Source organism: Bradyrhizobium sp. UFLA05-112, assembly GCF_053572325.1.
The window spans coordinates 48,052-66,945 of sequence record NZ_JBANBK010000004.1 but is presented as its reverse complement, the minus strand read 5'-3'; the positions used below and the strand labels follow the sequence as shown (position 1 = coordinate 66,945).

The following is an 18,894-nucleotide window of genomic DNA, read 5'->3' as shown; positions in this document are numbered from 1 at the left end:
AGCGGTTATGTGGATGACGATTGGCTTGCAAGCGAGCCTGGATTCAGCGGCTTGGGCACTTGCGCCGCGCGCAATGGTCTTGTTCGGCATGAGGAGACGTCCCGCCGGACGGCGCCATATTGGGACATCTGTGTTTCGCGGCAAGTTTACTGTGCCGTCGTGGAGCAGGAGTTTTTCAACACATCTCGGTCATTCAACGATATCATGACCCTGCTCCCGACCGAGCTGTCCACGAGCCGCATCACGAGCGCCGTGCGCGACCCCAACCGGGAGATCGCCGCGAGCTCGCGCGTGCTCGACCTCTCGGTTGGCATCGTCGTCTGCATTCCCTGCTTTCGCCGCCCGCAGCATTTGCGCCTGACGCTGGAGTCGCTGGCGGCCCAGCGCACTGCGCGCTCGTTTGCGGTGGTCATGGTGGAGAACGACGCCGCCCGGCGCGAGAGCGCGCCGGTTGCCGCCGAGTACCTGGCTGCCGGAAAGCTTCAGGGCGTCTGCCTGGTCGAGAAGCGGCAGGGCAATTGTCAGGCGATCAACGCCGCCTTCGAGACCGCGCAGGCATTGTTTCCGCTCGCGATCCGTTTCCTGATGATCGACGACGACGAGATTGCCTCGCCCGACTGGCTCGAGCTGATGGTTCGTACCGCGGAAGCGACCGGCGCAGACGTGGTCGGCGGTCCGGTGCTGCCGCTCTTCGACGACGACAGCAAGCCATGGCTCGCGCGCCATCCCGCCTTCTGTCCGGCCTATGACTACAGCGGTGCCGTGCCGCTGATCTATGGCTGCGGCAACTGCCTGATCACGCGTTCGGTGTTCGATCGGCTCGGCAGTCCGGCCTTCGACCTCCGCTTCAACTTTCTCGGCGGCGGCGACTGCGATTTCTTCATGCGGTGCCGAAACGCCGGCATGACGTTCCACTGGACCGCGGAAGCCGTGATCACCGAGACGGTGTCGCAAAGCCGCACGAGCTTGGGGTGGATCGCAAAGCGTGGCCTGCGCATCGGAGCGATCAATTATCGGGTGCAATCCAAGGCGGCAACGACTGCGGCGGCGCGGGCGCGTGTCTTTGCGGCGATGCTCGGAAGACTGCCGCTGTCGCTGGTTCGCGCGGCGCGCTTGTCGTTCTCGACCAGAGCCGTCGTCGCGATGCATCCCGTGATGGTTGCGTTCGGCAGCGCGCTTGCCGCCCTCGGCATCGAACAGCGGCCTTACGAGGCCTCGAAGATCGTCTCCTGACGGCTAAAGCGCGATGAGGTTAGGATGAACCGTCATCGCGCTTTAGGTTGTTGTTTGCGCATGATCTTTCCGGAAAACCGCTTCACACTTTTCCGGATCATGCTTTAGATACCGAAGCGGGCGAGAATCAGCTTCGCGAGCGATCGCGGCAGCGCGGTGAGAGACCGCTGCCCAACCATGCGCATATAGCGCAGGGCATCACGATGGCGGCCGAAGCGGACCGCCTGGGTCGCCGCATATGTGATGAGATGGATCTCGGCGGCCTGCCGCAGGGCGGGCCGACTCTCCGGTGCGAGCTTGCCGAGGATCAGCTCGTCGGCAAAGACGCGCTCCACGGCCGGAAAGAAGTCGCGCGGCGAGCGCGTGGCTGCATTCATGGTGTTCGCGCTGTGGAGGCGATAGTCGAGGAGCAGCGCGGGCACGAACTGGAAGTCGCCGATCGCGGCCAGGCGGCACCAGCAATGCCAGTCCTCGCACAGGCTGAGCCGCTCGTCGAAACCGCCGGCCGTCCAGAACGCGTCAGTGCGCACCAGCATGATACCGCCGTTGACGATGAAATTGCCGCGTGCGAGCCGCGCGAGCACATCGCCTGACGGCTTGCTGCGCCCTTTTAGGAGGCCGCGCCGGCCGATCGGCCGCCCATCACTGTCGATCAGATCGTAGTCGCCATAGACGACAACGGCGGCGGGCGCGGCCTTCGCGGCTGCAACCAGCGTCGCCACCGCGCCGGAGCGCAGACGATCGTCGGCGTCGAGGAACAGCAGCCATCCTCCGCGCGCCGCTCGTGCGCCGAGATTTCGCGCCGCCGAGACGCCCGCGAGCTCGTTCGCGACAAGGTGCAGCCGGCTGTCGCGGATGGATCCGACGATGGCTGCGGTCTCGTCGCTCGAGCCGTCGTCGATGACGATGACCTCGCCGACATCGGCACTTTGCGCGAGCGCGCTGTCGATCGTCTCGCGGATATAGGCAGCGGCGTTCTTGGCGGGAATGACGATGGAGACGAAGTTGGCCGAGCGCGCAGTGGCACTGGCGCGCGCCTCGACGGACGGCGCGCCCAGCGGTGGATCAAGGATGGCGCCGGCGGTGGTCAATTGACGTCTCGTCGTCTGGAGCAGCGTTTTTAATGGTTCGTTAACCAGGCCGTATATCGGCGCCGGCGCCGCGCGATGGCGGCTTGGGTCGCCTTCGATGATAGCCAGATAAGCGTCAAAGCTTTGCAGCAAAGGCGGCTCGAGGCCGGCTTTTGCATATTAGCGTTAAGCGGCCGACGCGGAGGCGTGGCCGGGAAGCATGCTGGTTGACGAAAGGTTAGCACCGGTCGGCTAAGGGTGATCGATGGATCGCAGTGCCGCCGACATCACTGGCGTGGGGGCCCGGCCGCTCGGTCAGGGGCTGCGCGCGTTCGTCGCCGGGCTCAGCGTCCTCGAGGCCGCGCGCTGCGTCGTCGCGGTCGCAGCGTTGCTCCTGGTGCTGGTGACCCTGGAACCGTTCCCGGATTTGCGCAATGCCGACCTTGCCAACGCCGCCTCGGGTCGATTAGCGCTGTCCTACATTGCATTTGCGGGGTTGGCCGCAATCGCCGTGCTGCTGACTGCCGCACAGGATGGGCCGTCGCTCAAGACTCTCCTGACGCCGCTGCATCTCTGCTTCATCGGCTGGATGCTGATCAATCTGGTTTTCTCGGAGAACCGGGGCGTGTCCACGCAGCGTTTCGTGCTGACGGGAAGCGTGACTGCGCTCGCCATCCTGCTGCCGCTGCTGCCACCGACGCAGAAGAGCTTCAACCGATGTCTCGGGCTCGCGGCCCTCGTGCTGCTCGCCCTGTGCTATCTCGGCGTCATGCTGGCGCCGGAATTTGCGATGCATACGGCCGTCGACATCGCAGAGCCGCAGCTTGCCGGCGATTGGCGCGGTAGTTTCGGGCACAAGAACGTCGCATCGCCCGTGATGTCCATTCTGGTTTATCTCGGCATCTATCTTGCCGCGGGCGGATCGTTCGTCATGGGGCCCGCGATCGCAGTACTTGCCAGCGTGTTCCTGATCTTCACCGGCGGCAAGACCTCGTCAGCGCTCTGTCTTGTCATCTATCTTCTGGCATCGCTGGTTTATGTTACCCGCAGCCTCTGGCTGAAGCGGCTGATCTGCTTCGCGCCGCTGATCGTGATGAACCTGCTGACGGTTGGCAGCGTCGCAAGTCCCACTCTTGCGGCCCTCACGAGGCAGCTTCCGGTCGATCCGACCTTCACCGGCCGAAGCGACATCTGGGAGTTCGCGCTGGCGGCGGTGGCGGAAAAGCCCATCCTGGGTCATGGCTACGCGGCATTCTGGGACGACGTCAGCCAGCGCGAGACCGCCAAGGGTGCCGAGTGGGCCGTGACCGCGGCGCATAGTCACAATAGTTACCTCGACCTCGCGGTCACGATCGGCCTGCCGGGCCTCCTGCTCTGCATCCTCATTTTCGTTACCGCCCCGCTCAGGAATTTTCAGGTCGTCCAGGGCAACAGCCGCAGCCGCCCGCTGGCCAAGCTGTTCCTGACGATCTGGCTGTTCGGTCTTTACTTCGGGACGACCGAGACCTTCCTGTTCGATCGGATCAATCCCACCTGGTTCCTGTTCGTGCTCGCGGTCGCCGGTCTGCATTTCCTCGCCAGGTTCCAATGCTTGGACAAGGAGGACGCCTGAGCCGCCGACAGTTTGTCGCAGGATGGGCTCCGACGACGTCCCGTATCGGGACATGAACAGTTTTGCCCGACACAACGGTATCGGCTTAACGATAAGCAGCAACGTAACTTGTGGTTGGCGACAAAACGCTATTCATCTGGAAACGTTCAGCAACTGTATGCCCAGGGCGGATGGCGTTTCTCAGCGTCGAGCAACTAGACGGTCGGGTGACCAGCGCGTCCGAAATCGCGATCGATTTTGTGCGCGACTGGAAGCACGCCGCGTCACGCCTGGGTGCGGGCCACCGCACGGCGTTCCAGCACGGTGACTGGCTCGCGGCCTGGTACGACGCATTCCGCGACGTCTCTCCGCTGATCGCAATCATTTCCGATGCTGCAGCCGGCCAGGACATCGCGCTGGTGCCGATGATCAGCCGCAGCAAGGGTGGCATACGCATCGTCGAGTTCGCAGATCTCGGCGTGTCCGACAACAACGCGCCGATCCTGGCGCCAGGCGCCGCATGCGATGCCGCCGGCGCGCGCGCCATCGGCGATGCGCTGGTCAATGGCTTGCGCGCGTTGCCGGATCAGATCGATCTGTTGCGCCTGCAGAAGATGCCGGCCTTTGTGGGTGGCAAGCCGAACCCGCTGGTGTCGCTCGGCCGTGTCGGATCCTGTTCGCTCAATGGCAATCTGGTGCTGACGGGCGACGATTATTCGGACTACCGCACCTCGATCAAGCGCATGCAACTGCCGCGCTGCTGGCGCGTCTTCAGCCGTCACGCAGGCGCGCGTTTCGAGATCGCGAGCGATGTCGACCATGCGCTGAGATTGCTCGATGCGATGGACGTCCAGCAGCAGCAGCGCATGAAGCAGCTCGGAGTCAAGTTCGTCCTCAGCGACGAGAGCCACGCGAAATTCTATCGCGACGTGATCCGGCAGGGCGTTGCCGAGGGCTATGCGATCGTCTCTGCGCTGGTGTGCGACGAGGGCATCATCGCGACGTCGTTGGGCCTCAGATACGGCGCGACCTACTATCTGCTGCGCATCGGCAACGCTGGCAGGCCGTGGTCGGCCTGCTCGCCGGGCCTGCTCGTGACCGAATGCACGATGGCGGCCTTGCATGGAGAAGGCGTGCGCCGCTTCGATCTCAGCATCGGCAATCACGACTACAAGCGCCGCTTCGGCGCCGTGCCGCTTCCGCTGACCGACGTCAGCGTCGCGTTGTCCTGGCGCGGCGTGCCCTATGTGCTGCGCGATCATGCGGCCCAGGGCCTGCGCCGCCATCCACGGCTTGCCGCTCTTGCGAATCGCGCGATGGGCAAGACCCAGCGCTAGCCGAGGTGCTTCACCGTCCGGTGCACTCGGCGCAGTGCAGCCGGCCGCGCGAGGCGCGAAACAGGCTGCGGCAATACCAGCGCCGGGCCAGCGCCTCGACGGGCTTGCGGATCATCTGCGCCATCAGGAGAATTTCGAAAGCCATACGTTGCTCCTGCAAGCTGACATGGGGCGGCATCCGCAAGGAGAATGCCGCCCCGAAGGCATCAGCCATGCAGCTTGTTGGCGGTCTCCGCGATCACGCGCCCTTGATAGCGCGCGCCGGCGAGCTCATTGGCGCTGGGCTGGCGGCTGCCGTCGCCGCCGGTGATCGTGGTGGCTCCGTAGGGCGCGCCGCCCGTCACTTCGTCCAGCTTCATCTGGCCGGCAAAACCGTAGTTCAGGCCGACCACGACCATGCCGAAATGCAGGAGGTTGGTGATGATCGAGAACAGCGTCGTCTCCTGGCCGCCATGCTGCGTCGCGGTCGACGAGAAGGCGCCGCCGACCTTGCCGTGCAGTGCGCCCTTGGCCCAGAGGCCGCCGGCCTGGTCCAAAAAGTTTGCCATCTGCGAGGACATCCGGCCGAAGCGGGTGCCGGTGCCGACGATGATCGCGTCGTAATTCGCGAGGTCGTCGACCTTGGCGACCGGAGCGGCCTGGTCAACCTTGTAGTAGGAGGCTTTGGCGACCTCGGCCGGCACGAGCTCGGGCACGCGCTTGATGTCGACGGTCGCGCCAGTTTCGCGCGCGCCTTCGGCAACGGCATTGGCCATCGCTTCGATGTGACCGTAGGCGGAATAATAGAGGACGAGAACTTTAGCCATGGGTAGTCTCCGTTGAGTGATGGTGAGTTTGGAAATTCGTGTCATTGCCGGGCAAAAGCGCGAAGCGCGTCTTCGCGCCAGAAGTCCCGGCAATCCATCACCCCTCGAAGAGTCTTCCGAAGGTGATGGATGCCCGGGTCAAGCCCGGGCATGACGAGTTCGGAGTCCGAGCGCCTTACGCTGCATCGACGAGCACGAGCTCGGAATCCTCAAGCGCCGTGATCGTCAGGTTGGCTTCGTCGCGGATTGCGGCGCCGTCGCGTGCGTTGATGCGCACCCCATTGACCTCGACTGCGCCAGCGGCCGGCACGAGATAGAGGTGACGCGACTGCATCGGCTCGTATTGCGCGCTCTCGCCGGCCTTGAGCGTCGTGGCGAGCACCCGCGCGTTGGCGCGGATCGGCAGCGCTTCCTTGTCATCCTTGAAGCCGCTCGCGATGGTGACGAGCTTGCCGTTGCGGCTTGCCTTCGGAAACGGTTTTGACCCCCAGGTCGGCTGGCCGCCGCTTCCGACCGGCTCGATCCAGATCTGGAAGATCTTGGTCTTCGTCGGCTCGAGATTGTACTCGGAGTGGCGGATGCCGCTTCCGGCGCTCATCACCTGAACGTCGCCCGCTTCAGTGCGGCCCTCGTTGCCGAGGCTGTCCTGATGGGTGATCGCGCCTTCGCGCACATAGGTGATGATTTCCATGTTGGCATGGGGATGAGCGGGAAAGCCGGTATTCGGCGCGATCTCGTCATCGTTCCAGACGCGCAAGGCGCCGTGGCCCATGTTGTCGGGGTCGTAATGGCCAGCGAAGGAGAAATGATGCCTGGCCTTGAGCCAGCCGTGATCGGCGCTGCCGAGCTTTGCGAAGGGTCTGATTTCAATCATGTGCGTGGTTCCTTGCTTGAATTGTCCGCGTCCGATCAGGCGCCAAAGCCGCCGTCGACGTTGAGCACGGTGCCGGTGACGAAGGAGGCTTCCGGGCTCGCCAGGAAGACGACGCCGGCTGCGACTTCCTCGGGTCGGCCGAAGCGCTGCAGCGCGTGCTGCTTGCGCTGGGTCTCGGCGAACTCGCCGCCATCCTTCGGATTCATGTCGGTGTCGATCGAGCCGGGTTGCACCACGTTGACGGTGATGCCGCGCGGCCCCAAGTCGCGCGCTGCGCCCTTGGTGTAGCCGACCACCGCGGCCTTGGTCGCGACGTAGTCGGCAAGGCCGGGGAACGAGGCGCGGTCGGCGAGCATCGAGCCGACGGTGACGATGCGGCCGCCTTCACCCATGATTTGCGAAGCGGTGCGGATCGCCGCGATCACGCCATGTACGTTGACGGCATCGAGGCGCGCCAGTGCCGCGGTGTCGGCCTTGGCATCGTCGATGGCGCCGCCGGCGGCGACGCCGGCATTGTTGACGAGGATGTCGAGACGGCCGAACTCATTCGCGACGTCCTTCACGAGCTGTTCGACCTCAGCGACCGAGGCCTGGTCGGCCTTGAAGGCACGCGCCTTCACGCCCCTGGTCTTCAGTTCGGCGACGACGGCCTCGGCCTTGTCGGGCGAGGCGACGTAGCTGATGGCGACGTCGGCGCCTTCATCGGCGAGAGCGCGGGCGGAGGCCGCGCCGATGCCGCGCGAGCCGCCGGTGACGAGAGCAACCTTGCCTGAGAGCTTCTTGGTCATTGGATTTCTCCATTCCCTGAATGTCTGATGCCCCTTTGATATGCTTCCGCTTGTGGTATAGAAATAGAAACTGTCGAAACACATTGTTTCCATAAACGTGACTGACGGGGCGCTCCCATGGCAAAACTCCCGGATTTCGAGGCACTCGCGATCTTCGCAAAAGTCGTGGAATTACGGTCATTTGCGGCCGCCGCAGGCGAGCTTGCGATGTCGAAGGCGACCGTCTCCAAGGCGGTGACCCGGCTGGAGGAGCGGCTTGGCGCGCGGCTGTTCAATCGCACCTCGCGCCGGCTCGCGCTCACCGACGCCGGCCACAAGCTCGCCGATCGGGCGACGCGTCTGCTCGCCGACGGCGAGGCGGCGGAGAACGAGGCCTTGGCGCAATCCGTCGCGCCGCGCGGCCTCGTGCGCCTCGCGGTGCCCATGACCTTCGGCGTCAAAGCGGTCGCGCCGCTGTTGCCGGAGTTCTTCCAGACCTATCCGGAGGTCTCGGTCGACCTGCATTTGAGCGATGCCACCGTCGATCTGATCGGCGAGGGTTTTGATGCCGCACTGCGCATCGCGCGGCTGCCGGATTCCTCGCTGATCGCGCGGCGGCTCTTCACCATGCCGCGCTACACGGTCGCTGCGCCGTCATACCTCAAGCGCCACGGCCGGCCGACACATCCGATGCACCTCGCCGAGCACAAATGCTTCAGCTACGCCTATCTCACCACGCCGAACGTCTGGCATTACACCAACAGCGCGGGCGAGCAGGCGAGCGTGCGCCCGGCCGGACAATTGCGCGTCAACAATGGCGAGGCCGTGATGCCGGCGCTGCTCGCAGGGCTCGGCATTGCCGATCTTCCCGAATTCATCGTCGGTGAGGCCATCGCATCCGGTGAGGTCGAGGTGATCCTGAAGGACTGGAAGCAGGCCGAAGGCGCCGTGCATCTCGTCACCCCACCCGGCGGCCCGCGCCCTGCGCGTGTCGAGGTGCTTGCCGAGTTTCTTGCGGCGAAATTGCCGGGCACATGCAAGCGGCAGACGAAGAAGCGCGCGAAGGCGGGTTAGTTTCGGTGGGCACGCTTCGCTTTGCCCACCCTACTGCATCTTCGCCCGTGGTACCTTAGCCACATCACGCACAACCACGCGCAGGTTCGGCTTCAGCGTCTCTTGCAAGTCGTAGCTCTCTGGCGAACGAGCAATGATTCTCGTAGGGTGGGCAAAGCGAAGCGTGCCCACCACTTTCGGTGAGAGAGTTGCAAATGCCTCAGTATCGTCGAGCAACCGGCAAGGTATTCTTCTTCACTGTTGTTCTTGCCGATCGTTCGAGCACGTTACTGATTGATGAGATTGATCGTCTGAGGCGGGCCTACCGCACTGTTCAGCAGCGTCGCCCATTTGAGACCGTGGCAATCTGCATCTTGCCTGATCATGTGCATGCCATTTGGGAACTGCCAGAGGACGATGCCGACTTTTCGTCCCGATGGAATCTGGTCAAAGGCACCTTTTCGCGAGGCTTGGACTCACGGCCGAGTTCGGCAAGCAAGGTTGCCAAGCGCGAAAAAGGGATCTGGCAACGCCGCTATTGGGAGCACGCGATTCGAGACGAGGCGGATTTGGAACGGCATATTGACTACACCCACTTCAAATCCTGTGAAACATGGACCAGTTGCGCGAGTAGGCGATTGGTTGCCCAGCAGCTTCCATCGTTACGTCGCGCAAGGCATTCGCCCTCCCGATTGGGGAGGGAACGTGCGGGAAATCGCGGGAGATTTTGGCGAATGATGGTGGGCACGCTTCGCTTTGCCCACCCTACGACACTGCGCCTACGACGACTTCATCCCGTCGCTGGCGATCACCTGCAGGCTTGGCTTCAGCGTCTCTTTCAGCTGCGCCTTCAGCTCATGCACCCGCGGATCGCTCGATCGCGCGGCGCAGGCTGAGTATTGATTGACCGATAACACCAGCGCGCGCCGCGCCTCCGGCGTTCGTGTCAGATCCGGTTTTGCCAGCCGCAGCACAATGCCGGCGAGATTCACCAGCATCTCGTCCAGCGCACCATCGATCGTGCGAATCTCGTTCATCCCGTGGTCTCCCGCCAATTCAATCACGCGCGGCGGGATCCGTTCCTGCACTTTGAGATGCAGGGATAACAGTTCGCAAATGTTGCGCTGTGTCCGGCCTAAAATGCACAGATGCGGCACGGTGATACCTTTGTTCATTCGCATCGCCGCGCTACTCTGCTGGGAACAACAAAGACGGGGAGGGCTGGCTATGAACCGACGCGATCTCTTGCGCGCCGCGGCGTTTACACCGCTTGCACAGACAGCGCTGACGCGCGTCGCCTTTGCGCAAGCCTATCCCTCGCGCAACATCACCATGATCGTGCCGTTTCCGGCCGGCGGCCAGGCCGATCTCGCGGCGCGTCCCGTTGCGATGGCGCTCGAGCGCATCCTCGGCAAGTCGGTCATCGTCGACAATCGTGCTGGCGGCGCCGGCGGATCGGTCGGCAATGCGGCTGCCGCGCGCGCCGAGCCGGATGGACACACGCTGCTGATGACGCTGTCCTCGCTCGCGGTGCTGCCGGAAGCGGACCGGCTGTTCAACCGGCCCGTCGCCTACGAGGTCTCGCAGTTCACGCCGATCGCGCGCGTGCTCGCCGATCCAACGTTGCTTGCTGTGCCGGCATCGGCACCGTGGAAGACGGTGCAGGAGTTCGTCGACGATGCGAAGAAGCGTCCGGGGCAGATCACCTACGGCTCGTCGGGGCCTTACGGGACACTGCACGTCGCGATGGAGATGTTTGCCGTCAGCGCCGACATCAAGCTGCTGCATGTGCCGTTCCGCGGCGCCGGTCCAGCGCTGACCGCGATTCTAAGTGGCACGGTGCAGGCAATCGCGGCGGCGCCCGGCACGCTGAAGCCGCAGGTCGATGACGGCAAGCTGCGCGTGCTGGCGAACTGGGGTGCGCAGCGCATCGCGAGCTTTCCCGACATCCCGACCTTCAGGGAGATCGGCTTTGGAGATGTCGAGATGTACATCTGGGCCGGCCTGTTCGGGCAGAGCGCGCTGCCGCAGCCGATCGTCAGTCGTCTGCGCGAGGCGATGGAGCAGGTGATGAAGAGCGCGGATGTCCTCAAGACATTCGCGGCCTCGGGCAGTCTCGTCGCCTATCAGGACGCGCCCGAGTTTTCACAGTTCGTCGCGGCCGACAGCGCGCGGCTGATCGCAGCGGTCAAGAAGATCGGCAAGGTGGAATAGGTTCCGTTCCGGCTTTCACATTTTGTTGTTGGTCCAGAACCTTCGCGCGCCTCATTGATTGAGGAGCGTTTGAGAGAAAATGAGAAGGATCGAGACATGCGAACAGGGCCGATTGCGCTCGGTGTGGCGCTTGCGATCGGCGGCACGGTCGCCGCGAGCGCCGTCTCAGCTCAGGAATATCGCGGCACCATGGAACAACAGATGGCCTGCACGCCGGATGTCTGGCGCCTGTGCAGCGACCAGATTCCTGACGTGAACCGGATCGTCGCCTGCCTGCGGCACAACACGCCGCAGCTTTCCAGCGGATGCCGCGCGGTGTTTGAAACCAACAACCAGGCGCAGCCGCCACAAGTGCTGCCGCGCGGCCGGCCCGCACCGCCGCGCTACGACAATATGCCGCCGCCTCCTGCAGTCCCCCCGCCGCGGCCTTACTACGATGACAACTATTAAAGCCGATGAGATAAAGTGCGGTCGATCGCCTCGAATTCACCTCTCCCCAGCGGGGAGAGGTCGGATTGCGAAGCAATCCGGGTGAGGGCCGCAGCGTTCAGAGAGGCCGTAACCATTCACGCGGATCGCATCTGTCGCTGCGATCCGAGCTCTCCCTTCGGGAGAGGTGAACCGGCAAGCATTAGCGCGGCCTAAGGTCGGTGCTCGCAGACGTCGACCCATTCGGCGCCGACCAGCTCGGCCATGCGATCGGGTGCAATGCGCACCGCGCTGTGGGTTGAGCCCGCGGCCGGCACCACGACGTCGAATGCTTTCAGCGACACGTCGCAATAGATCGGCAGCGGCGCCTTCAGCCCGAACGGACAGACGCCGCCGACCTCGTGGCCAGTGATGTCGGCGACCTCTTCGAGCCCCAGCATCTTCGGCTTGCCGCCGAACTGCGCCTTCACCTTCTTATTGTCCATGCGCGAGGTGCCGCTGGCGACGATCAGGACGACGCGCTCGCCGATCCGCAAGGACAGCGTCTTGGCGATGCGGCCGGGCTCGACGCCATAGGCCTCGGCGGCGAGCGTCACCGTCGCCGAGCTGATCGGCGATTCGATCACGGTGATGTCTGGAGCTTTCTCGGCGAAGAAGTCGCGAACGGATTGAATGCTCATAGGCGGGCGGCAATCTCGGACAGTTCGGAAAGTGAGCGGACGCGATGATCCGGCGCAAGGCCCAGCTCGTCCATCTGGGTCCGGATCGCCTTGAACATCGTCAGCGGTGCCACGAGATCGCTTTCGACGCAAGCCAGTGCCATGGCTTCCGGTGTCACCCGCTCGATCCAGGCGACGTTCAGTCCGAACGCCTTGGCGCCGGCGACGTCCCACGGATTTGACGAGATGAACAGCACCTCGTCGGGCCTGGTGCCGAACACCTCGCTGATCAGCGCATAGGCCTGCGGGCTCGGCTTGAAGACCTTCTTCGCATCGACGCTGATCGTGGCGTCGAGCAGCTTGTCGAGACCGGAATTGTGCACCAGCGCGTCGAGCATGTCCGGGCTGCCGTTGGAGAGGATGGCGAGCTTGCGCGGCTTCAGCGCTGCAAGCGCGTCGGCCGCGTCCGGATAGAGCTCGAGATGCAGATATTTCGCGATCACGCGCTCGAAGGCGTCGCTCTCATAGGCGAGCCCAAGCACACGCAGCGTATAGGTAAGCGAGTCGCGCGTGACGGCGGCGAAATCCTGGTAGCGCTGCATCAGCGAGCGCAACCAGGTGTATTCGAGCTGCTTGATCCGCCACACCTGCGTGATGATCTCGCCGTAGCCCGGGAACGCATCCTCTGTGATCTCTGCGACCGACTGGATGTCGTAGAGCGTTCCGTAGGCGTCGAAGACGACGGCTTTGATCGTCACGCTGACCTCTTCGTTAGATCCCCAACAGCTTGCGCGCGTTAGCCTTGAGCACCTTCGGCCGGATCTCGTCGCGGATATCGATCTTGGCGAAGTCGGCCAGCCACCGGTCTGGTGTGATCACCGGCCAGTCCGAGCCGAACAGCATCTTATCCTGCAGGATCGAGTTGATATAGCGCACCAGGATCGGCGGGAAATATTTCGGCGACCAGCCGGACAGGTCGATATAGACGTTCGGCTTGTGGGTCGCGACCGACAGCGCTTCTTCCTGCCAGGGGAAGGAGGGGTGGGCGAGGATGATCTTGAGGTCGGGGAAGTCAGCCGCGACGTCGTCCATGTACATCGGGTTGGAATATTTCAGCCGCATTCCCATGCCGCCGGGCATGCCCGAGCCGACGCCGGTCTGGCCGGTGTGAAACAGCGCGATCGCGCCGCCATTGTTGATCTCTTCGTAGAGCGGGTAGGCCATGCGGTCGTTGGCGTAGAAGCCCTGCATGGTCGGGTGGAATTTGAAGCCGCGGACGCCGTATTCCTCGATCAGCTTGCGCGCCTCGCGCACGCCCAGCTTGCCCTTGTGCGGATCGATCGAGACGAAGGGAATGAGGACGTCGAGATGGTCGGAGGCGACCTCGAGCATCTCGTAATTGTTGTAGCGGCGGAAGCCGGTCTCGCGCTCGGCATCGACCGGGAAGATCACGGCGGCGATGTTCTTGGCGCGGTAGTAGGCCGCGGTCTCGGGCACAGTCGGCGGATGCTTGTTCGGCGACTTGAAGTATTCCGCCATCTGCGCCTGGAAATCGTCATAGCCGTCGTCGGGGTGGCAGCCGCAGGGCTCCTCCGCGTGGGTGTGGATGTCGATCGCGACGACGTCGTCGATATTTGGCAGCTTCAGCTTGGGCATTGGTTTCCTCCCGAAGGGTTGCCAAATTGATTATATCATATAACGAATTTGGCAAGGCGTCGCAGGAGGTATAGATTTGGGCCGATCCGGCCGCTTTCTACTTTGCATGGGATTGTTTTCAAGAATTTGGTGGGGCGGAACGGGGCAGTTAAGATTGACATCACCTCCCGCCATGCCTTAAGAACCGCCCCGTCCCGGGCGGTCAGTCCGCCAGCGGGAAAAATCTCATTTTGCCACATTCGCGCGTGCCGAAACGGTAGTGCCGAACACGGCCTTTCGAACGTTCAGGATTCTGCCATGAAGGTCCGTAACTCGCTGAAATCGCTGCGCGGTCGCCACCGCGCCAATCGCCTGGTCCGCCGCAAGGGCCGGGTCTATGTGATCAACAAGGTGCAGCGCCGCTTCAAGGCTCGCCAGGGCTAAGACCCTGCCGAGGGCCTCGCGCGCGGCCCCGCAAGACCACGGTCTCACACGACTTTGACGCCGTCCTTGCTTCCCAAGGGCGGCTTTGCGCGTTTAGACTTTCGCCATGGCAGTGAGATTCTTGTCCGCGCACTCCCTCCGTCTGGCCGCCCTTCTGGCCGCGCTGGCGGTCGTCGCCCCGGCTTTCGCACAGGATGACCCCTCAGGTCCGCCCGTGAAGCAGAAGAAGCTACCCGAGGCGCCGGCCAAGCTGCCCAAGGTCGACCGCACCAAGAATCTCGACTTCCTGTTCGGCGCGCTGAAGGCCGCGCCCGATGATATCAGCGCCAAGCATGTCGAGGCGCGGATCTGGGCGATCTGGCTCCAGACCCCCAGCGATACGGCAGCGCTCCTGATGACGCGGGCCAAGGCGGCCGTGGATGCGCAGAAGGTCGACGTCGCGATCAAGCTGCTCGATGCCGTCATCAAGCTTCGCCCCGACTATATCGAGGCCTGGAACCGGCGCGCCACGCTCTACTACATGCAAAACGACTATGGCCGGTCGCTCGCCGACATTCGCGAGGTACTGATCCGGGAGCCGAGGCATTTCGGCGCGCTCGCAGGTCTCGGCATGATCATGCAGGAGATCGGCGACGAGAAGCGTGCGCTCGATGCCTACCGCAAGGCGCTCGCCATCAATCCGCACCTCGACAAGATCCCCGATCAGGTCAAGTCACTGACCGAGAAGGTCGAAGGCCGGGATATCTAGCCCCAACTCGATGTTGTTTTGAGCGACTGCGGAGCGCGGCCATTAACCACGCGTCGAGTTGCCTCGCCGCGAGGGGATGTTTTTCCCGCGCCTTCGGGATTAGCTGCATGACAGCCACAAGTGGAGCCGTGCGATGAAACGCGTGATCCTTGCGGGTGCGTTGGTGCTGGCGTCCGCGACGGTCTGTCTTGCCGACGGGCTATTCTGGGTGGTGGGCAACCGTGCCACCGGCAAATGCGAGATCGTGACCAGCAATCCCGTCATCATCGGCGACATCTGGTTCGGCGACGGTCCCTACAAGTCCAAGGCCGACGCCAAGCTTGCGCGGTCGACGATCCGTGCCTGTCCGAGGCCAGATGCCGGCGAAGACAAGGATGACGACAGCGAGAACTAGGTTCACCTAATGCAGGATGTGGTCGCCGCGCTCGACGAGGCTCCGGTCCGCGGCAGCGGCATAGAGTTTTGCAAGCTCGGCTTCGAGATGCTCGTTGATCAGTAGCAGCGCCCGTACCGCGCCGCGCAGATCACCACTGCAGCTCGCGACGATCTCGTCGATCGCAGCATCTTTAGATCGCAGACTCATCGAAATACCTCCAATCCAAAACAGAACAATCTGCCGGTCTTTCCCGCGTTCCTGTGGATTGCGTGGAGGATCGGCGCCCGCCCGTGCTTAGAGGCGGAACCGACCGTGGCGATTATATGGAGGCGGCGATGACGGCTGCATGAAGCGGCCCGATTGGTGCCATGCGTTCAGGCCATCATTGATTTTGTTGATATTTTCCCAAATTGAATTCTATTGATATCCACAGGCAGGACGTACCCGCGCGCGCAAGCCGAAAAGAAACTGCCGGACGTTGAGACCGTAACTGCCATGTGCCCTGGATCGCCCGGACCATCTTCATGATCGTGTTTCTCGTCGTGACGGCGCTCGTAGCGCTTGTCGCCGTCACGCTGGTCGGCGTTTGGGCGGTCGAGCGCGCCTTCCCGCCGCAGGGCGAGATGATCGAGGTCGCCGGCGCAACGCTGCACGTCGTCGATCTCGGCCCGCGCGATGCTACCTTGCCGATCGTCATGCTGCATGGTGCGAGTTCGAATCTGGAGGTGATGCGGCGTCCGCTGGGCGATCTCCTCGCCGAAAACCATCGCGTGATCCTGATCGATCGCCCCGGCCACGGCTGGAGCACGCGGGCGCGACTCGAGGATTCGACGGCCGAGGTGCAGGCGCGGATGGTCGACGAGGCGCTTGCCAAGCTCGGCATCGATCGCGCGGTGTTCGTGGTGCATTCCTGGAGCGGTGCGCTCGGCGCGCGGCTTGCACTCGATCATGCCGGTCGTGTCGCAGGTCTCGTCATGCTTGCGCCGGTCACCCATCCCTGGCGCGGCGGCGTCGGGCGTTACAATGAGATCATCGCAATGCCGGTGATCGGTCCGCTGCTCGCCTACACCATCACGCTGCCGCTCGGCTATCTGCTTGCAACGCCCGGCGCGCGGAACGTCTTCCTGCCGCAGACGATGCCGGACGGCTTCGTGCAGGACTCCGCGACGCCGCTGCTGCTGCGCCCGCGCGAGTTCATCGCCAATGCCTATGATCTGGTGACGCTGAAGGCGTCGGTGGCCGCGCAAGCTCCGCGCTATGGCGAGATTTTTGCGCCGACCGTGGTTATCGCCGGCGAGCCCGACAAGACGGTATCCACCAATATCCACGCCCGCCCGTTCGCCGCGACCGTGCCGAATGCGAAGCTGATCGTGCTGCCCAATCTCGGCCACATGGTGCAGACCACGGAGCCGGACCTGGTGAAGACCGAGATCGAGGCGCTGATCGCCGCGATCATGGCCGAGAAGGCGGCCGCCGATTAGCGGCCGCCAAATCTCGCTGCGTTATTGCTTGACCTTGCCGTCCTTGTCGAACTGGGAGACGAAGGCCCAGAGATCGTTGATCTCCTTCTCGTTCTTGATGCCGGCGAACGCCATCTTGGTGCCGGGGATCTTGGCCTTCGGATCCTTGATATATTCCTTGAATACCGCCTCACCCCAGGTGATGCCGGAATTCTTGTTGGCGTCTGAATAATTGTAGTCCGGCGCGGTGCCGGATTTGCGGCCGTCGAGGCCGTTGAGCTCCGGTCCGACCTTGTTCTTCGCGCCTTCGCCGATCGCGTGGCAGGCGAGGCACTTGTTGAACGACGTCTTGCCGGCTGCGGCGTCCTGCGCCATGGCGGTGGAAGATATGGCGGTGGACGCTGCGGCAGTCATGGCGAGGGCAACCAGCGCGCCGAAAGTCAGTTTTGTCATAGGATGCTCTTCGTCTCTTCCCGGGGTCAGATTGAGTGTCGTGGTTTTGGCAGGTCCGGTGCAGGTGGACAAGCCGCGAAAGTTTGACAGGTTTCGCGATAGCAGACTTGCCCCAGAGAGAACTTGCGCTGCAACAAAGCAATGCGACCTTCGGAGGACCTACCCAAAGCCGGCAGGACATGATTGATTTGGCGGGACATTTTCCAGCGTCTGACGAAGGTTCGTAACATGGCCATCATGATGCCCGCATCCGACCAGGCCGTGCTGGCGCGTCGCAGCGAGATCGTCGCCGCCTTGCGCGCGATCGTCCCCGGCGAGGGCGTGATCGACAGCGCCGCCGAGATGCGGGTCTATGAGTCCGACGGGCTGACCGCTTATCGGCAGCCGCCGATGGTCGTGGTGCTGCCCGATACCACCGAGCAGGTCTCGCTGGTCCTGAAATATTGTGCCGAGCACGGTATCAAGGTGGTGCCGCGCGGGTCAGGCACCTCGCTGTCTGGCGGTGCGTTGCCGCTGGAAGACGGCGTGCTCTTGGGGCTCGGCAAGTTCAAGCGCATCCGCGAGATCGATTTCGACAACCGCGTCGTCGTCACCGAGCCCGGCGTCACCAACCTCGCGATCAGCCAGGCGGTCGCGCATGCTGGCTTCTATTACGCACCCGATCCCTCGTCGCAGATCGCCTGCTCGATTGGCGGCAACGTCGCTGAAAATTCCGGCGGCGTGCACTGCCTGAAATACGGCATGACCACCAACAACGTGCTCGGCTGCGAGTTCGTGCTGATGAGCGGCGAGATCCTGCGCATCGGCGGCAAGGCGGCGGAGAATCCAGGCTACGATCTGATGGGCGTGATCACGGGCTCGGAAGGCCTGCTCGGCGTCATCACCGAGATCACGGTGCGCATTCTGCAAAAGCCCGAGACGGGGCGCGCGCTGATGGTCGGGTTTGCGCAGGTCGAGGCGGCCGGCGAATGCGTGGCGCGGATCATCGGCGCCGGCATCATTCCCGGCGGCATGGAGATGATGGACAAGCCCGCGATCCACGCCGCCGAAGCCTTCGTCCATGCCGGCTATCCACTCGATGTGGAGGCGCTCCTGATCATCGAGCTCGACGGTCCCGGCGTCGAGGTCGACGAGTTGATCAAGCGCGTCGAGGCGATCGCGCAAGGCTGCGGCTCGACCACCTGCCAGATCTCGACTTCGGAGGCCGAGCGCAATCTGTTCTGGGCCGGCCGCAAGGCGGCGTTCCCCGCCGTCGGTCGGATCTCGCCCGACTATCTCTGCATGGACGGCACCATTCCGCGCGGCGCGCTGCCGAAGGCGCTGGCGCGCATCCGCGAGCTGTCGGAGAAATACCACCTCGGCTGCGCCAACGTGTTCCACGCCGGCGACGGTAATCTGCATCCCCTCATCCTCTACGATGCCAACAAGCCCGGGGAGATCGAGCGCGCCGAGTCGTTCGGCGCCGACATCTTGCGCGCCTGCGTCGAGTTCGGCGGCGTGCTCACCGGTGAGCACGGCGTCGGCATCGAGAAGCGCGACCTGATGCCGGATATGTTCAACGAGATCGACCTCAACCAGCAGCAGCGGCTGAAATGCGCCTTCGACGCGCAGGGCCTGCTCAATCCCGGAAAGGTGTTCCCGACCCTGCACCGCTGCGCCGAGCTCGGCCGCATGCATGTGCATGCGGGCAAGCTGGCGTTTCCGGACATTCCGCGGTTCTGAGGATCTGGCATGTCGGTCGAGGT

Annotated in this window: 22 protein-coding genes and 1 pseudogene; 12 read left to right on the top strand and 11 right to left on the bottom strand. The window is 63.6% G+C overall.

The window, feature by feature from the left end:
* The first annotated feature begins 204 nt into the window (after positions 1-204).
* The gene (locus SO180_RS03825) at positions 205-1,233 is read left to right on the top strand and encodes a glycosyltransferase family 2 protein (protein WP_449377487.1); all 1,029 of its coding nucleotides are present in this window, start codon (positions 205-207) and stop codon (positions 1,231-1,233) included.
* 104 nt (positions 1,234-1,337) lie between these two features.
* Here the strand turns inward: SO180_RS03825 and SO180_RS03820 are convergent, their stop codons facing one another.
* On the bottom strand, positions 1,338-2,324 hold the full coding sequence (locus SO180_RS03820; RefSeq protein ID WP_449377486.1) for a glycosyltransferase: 987 nt from the start codon (positions 2,322-2,324) through the stop codon (positions 1,338-1,340).
* Between the two features lie 244 nt (positions 2,325-2,568).
* On the opposite strand from SO180_RS03820, the gene SO180_RS03815 reads away from it, so the two are divergent.
* Both SO180_RS03815 and SO180_RS03810 read left to right on the top strand, forming a co-directional pair.
* Positions 2,569-3,915 carry an O-antigen ligase family protein gene (locus tag SO180_RS03815; protein WP_449377485.1) on the top strand — a complete coding sequence of 449 codons (1,347 nt, stop codon included), beginning with the start codon at positions 2,569-2,571 and terminating at the stop codon, positions 3,913-3,915.
* Positions 3,916-4,085: 170 nt separating this feature from the next.
* Entirely contained in the window at positions 4,086-5,231 is a 1,146-nt protein-coding gene (locus SO180_RS03810) for a GNAT family N-acetyltransferase (RefSeq protein WP_449377484.1), read from the top strand.
* Between the two features lie 10 nt (positions 5,232-5,241).
* On the opposite strand, the gene SO180_RS03805 is transcribed toward SO180_RS03810, so the two are convergent.
* From SO180_RS03805 to SO180_RS03790, 4 genes are all read right to left on the bottom strand, one after another.
* The gene (locus tag SO180_RS03805) at positions 5,242-5,376 is read right to left on the bottom strand and encodes a hypothetical protein (RefSeq protein ID WP_449377483.1); all 135 of its coding nucleotides are present in this window, start codon (positions 5,374-5,376) and stop codon (positions 5,242-5,244) included.
* Positions 5,377-5,437: 61 nt separating this feature from the next.
* Positions 5,438-6,037: an NAD(P)H:quinone oxidoreductase gene (wrbA, locus tag SO180_RS03800; RefSeq protein ID WP_449377482.1), complete on the bottom strand. Its 600-nt coding sequence runs from the start codon at positions 6,035-6,037 to the stop codon at positions 5,438-5,440.
* Positions 6,038-6,212: 175 nt separating this feature from the next.
* A complete protein-coding gene (locus tag SO180_RS03795) occupies positions 6,213-6,911 on the bottom strand; it encodes a pirin family protein (protein ID WP_449377481.1) in 699 nt (232 codons plus the stop codon).
* Positions 6,912-6,946: 35 nt separating this feature from the next.
* Entirely contained in the window at positions 6,947-7,699 is a 753-nt protein-coding gene (locus tag SO180_RS03790; RefSeq protein WP_449377480.1) for an SDR family NAD(P)-dependent oxidoreductase, read from the bottom strand.
* Between the two features lie 117 nt (positions 7,700-7,816).
* Between SO180_RS03790 and SO180_RS03785 the strand changes: the two genes are divergently transcribed.
* Positions 7,817-8,752 (top strand): LysR family transcriptional regulator, encoded by a 936-nt coding sequence (locus tag SO180_RS03785; protein ID WP_449377479.1) that lies wholly within the window; start codon positions 7,817-7,819, stop codon positions 8,750-8,752.
* Positions 8,753-8,946: 194 nt separating this feature from the next.
* Positions 8,947-9,469 (top strand): annotated as a pseudogene (locus SO180_RS03780) (REP-associated tyrosine transposase).
* A gap of 41 nt (positions 9,470-9,510) precedes the next feature.
* Here SO180_RS03780 and SO180_RS03775 read toward each other — a convergent pair.
* Complete coding sequence (locus SO180_RS03775) at positions 9,511-9,768, bottom strand: hypothetical protein (RefSeq protein WP_449377581.1); 258 nt, start codon at positions 9,766-9,768, stop codon at positions 9,511-9,513.
* Positions 9,769-9,958: 190 nt separating this feature from the next.
* On the opposite strand from SO180_RS03775, the gene SO180_RS03770 reads away from it, so the two are divergent.
* Positions 9,959-10,945, top strand: coding sequence for a tripartite tricarboxylate transporter substrate binding protein (locus SO180_RS03770; RefSeq protein WP_449377478.1), 987 nt, complete (start codon positions 9,959-9,961; stop codon positions 10,943-10,945).
* A 96-nt stretch (positions 10,946-11,041) separates the two neighbouring features.
* The gene (locus tag SO180_RS03765; protein WP_449377477.1) at positions 11,042-11,395 is read left to right on the top strand and encodes a hypothetical protein; all 354 of its coding nucleotides are present in this window, start codon (positions 11,042-11,044) and stop codon (positions 11,393-11,395) included.
* A 191-nt stretch (positions 11,396-11,586) separates the two neighbouring features.
* On the opposite strand, the gene SO180_RS03760 is transcribed toward SO180_RS03765, so the two are convergent.
* From SO180_RS03760 to SO180_RS03750, 3 genes are read right to left on the bottom strand one after another with little or no spacing between them, the layout of a single operon-like run.
* The gene (locus tag SO180_RS03760) at positions 11,587-12,054 is read right to left on the bottom strand and encodes a YbaK/EbsC family protein (RefSeq protein ID WP_449377476.1); all 468 of its coding nucleotides are present in this window, start codon (positions 12,052-12,054) and stop codon (positions 11,587-11,589) included.
* Entirely contained in the window at positions 12,051-12,791 is a 741-nt protein-coding gene (locus SO180_RS03755; RefSeq protein WP_449377475.1) for a haloacid dehalogenase type II, read from the bottom strand. Before SO180_RS03755 ends, SO180_RS03760 begins: the two co-directional genes overlap by 4 nt.
* A gap of 13 nt (positions 12,792-12,804) precedes the next feature.
* Positions 12,805-13,689: an amidohydrolase family protein gene (locus tag SO180_RS03750; RefSeq protein ID WP_449377474.1), complete on the bottom strand. Its 885-nt coding sequence runs from the start codon at positions 13,687-13,689 to the stop codon at positions 12,805-12,807.
* Positions 13,690-13,986: 297 nt separating this feature from the next.
* Here SO180_RS03750 and ykgO point away from each other — a divergent pair, with 297 nt between their 5' ends.
* The 3 genes from ykgO to SO180_RS03735 all read left to right on the top strand — a co-directional run bounded on the left by ykgO (position 13,987) and on the right by SO180_RS03735 (position 15,254).
* Complete coding sequence (gene ykgO / locus SO180_RS03745) at positions 13,987-14,112, top strand: type B 50S ribosomal protein L36 (protein ID WP_006611362.1); 126 nt, start codon at positions 13,987-13,989, stop codon at positions 14,110-14,112.
* Between the two features lie 106 nt (positions 14,113-14,218).
* Entirely contained in the window at positions 14,219-14,860 is a 642-nt protein-coding gene (locus SO180_RS03740; RefSeq protein WP_449377473.1) for a tetratricopeptide repeat protein, read from the top strand.
* 133 nt (positions 14,861-14,993) lie between these two features.
* Entirely contained in the window at positions 14,994-15,254 is a 261-nt protein-coding gene (locus SO180_RS03735) for a hypothetical protein (protein WP_449377472.1), read from the top strand.
* Positions 15,255-15,260: 6 nt separating this feature from the next.
* On the opposite strand, the gene SO180_RS03730 is transcribed toward SO180_RS03735, so the two are convergent.
* Positions 15,261-15,443, bottom strand: coding sequence for a hypothetical protein (locus tag SO180_RS03730; protein ID WP_449377471.1), 183 nt, complete (start codon positions 15,441-15,443; stop codon positions 15,261-15,263).
* Positions 15,444-15,760: 317 nt separating this feature from the next.
* Here SO180_RS03730 and SO180_RS03725 point away from each other — a divergent pair, with 317 nt between their 5' ends.
* The gene (locus SO180_RS03725) at positions 15,761-16,717 is read left to right on the top strand and encodes an alpha/beta fold hydrolase (protein ID WP_449377470.1); all 957 of its coding nucleotides are present in this window, start codon (positions 15,761-15,763) and stop codon (positions 16,715-16,717) included.
* Positions 16,718-16,738: 21 nt separating this feature from the next.
* On the opposite strand, the gene cycA is transcribed toward SO180_RS03725, so the two are convergent.
* Positions 16,739-17,149 carry a cytochrome c-550 CycA gene (cycA, locus tag SO180_RS03720; protein ID WP_449377469.1) on the bottom strand — a complete coding sequence of 137 codons (411 nt, stop codon included), beginning with the start codon at positions 17,147-17,149 and terminating at the stop codon, positions 16,739-16,741.
* 228 nt (positions 17,150-17,377) lie between these two features.
* On the opposite strand from cycA, the gene SO180_RS03715 reads away from it, so the two are divergent.
* Positions 17,378-18,871, top strand: coding sequence for an FAD-linked oxidase C-terminal domain-containing protein (locus SO180_RS03715; RefSeq protein WP_449377468.1), 1,494 nt, complete (start codon positions 17,378-17,380; stop codon positions 18,869-18,871).
* Positions 18,872-18,894: the final 23 nt, after the last annotated feature.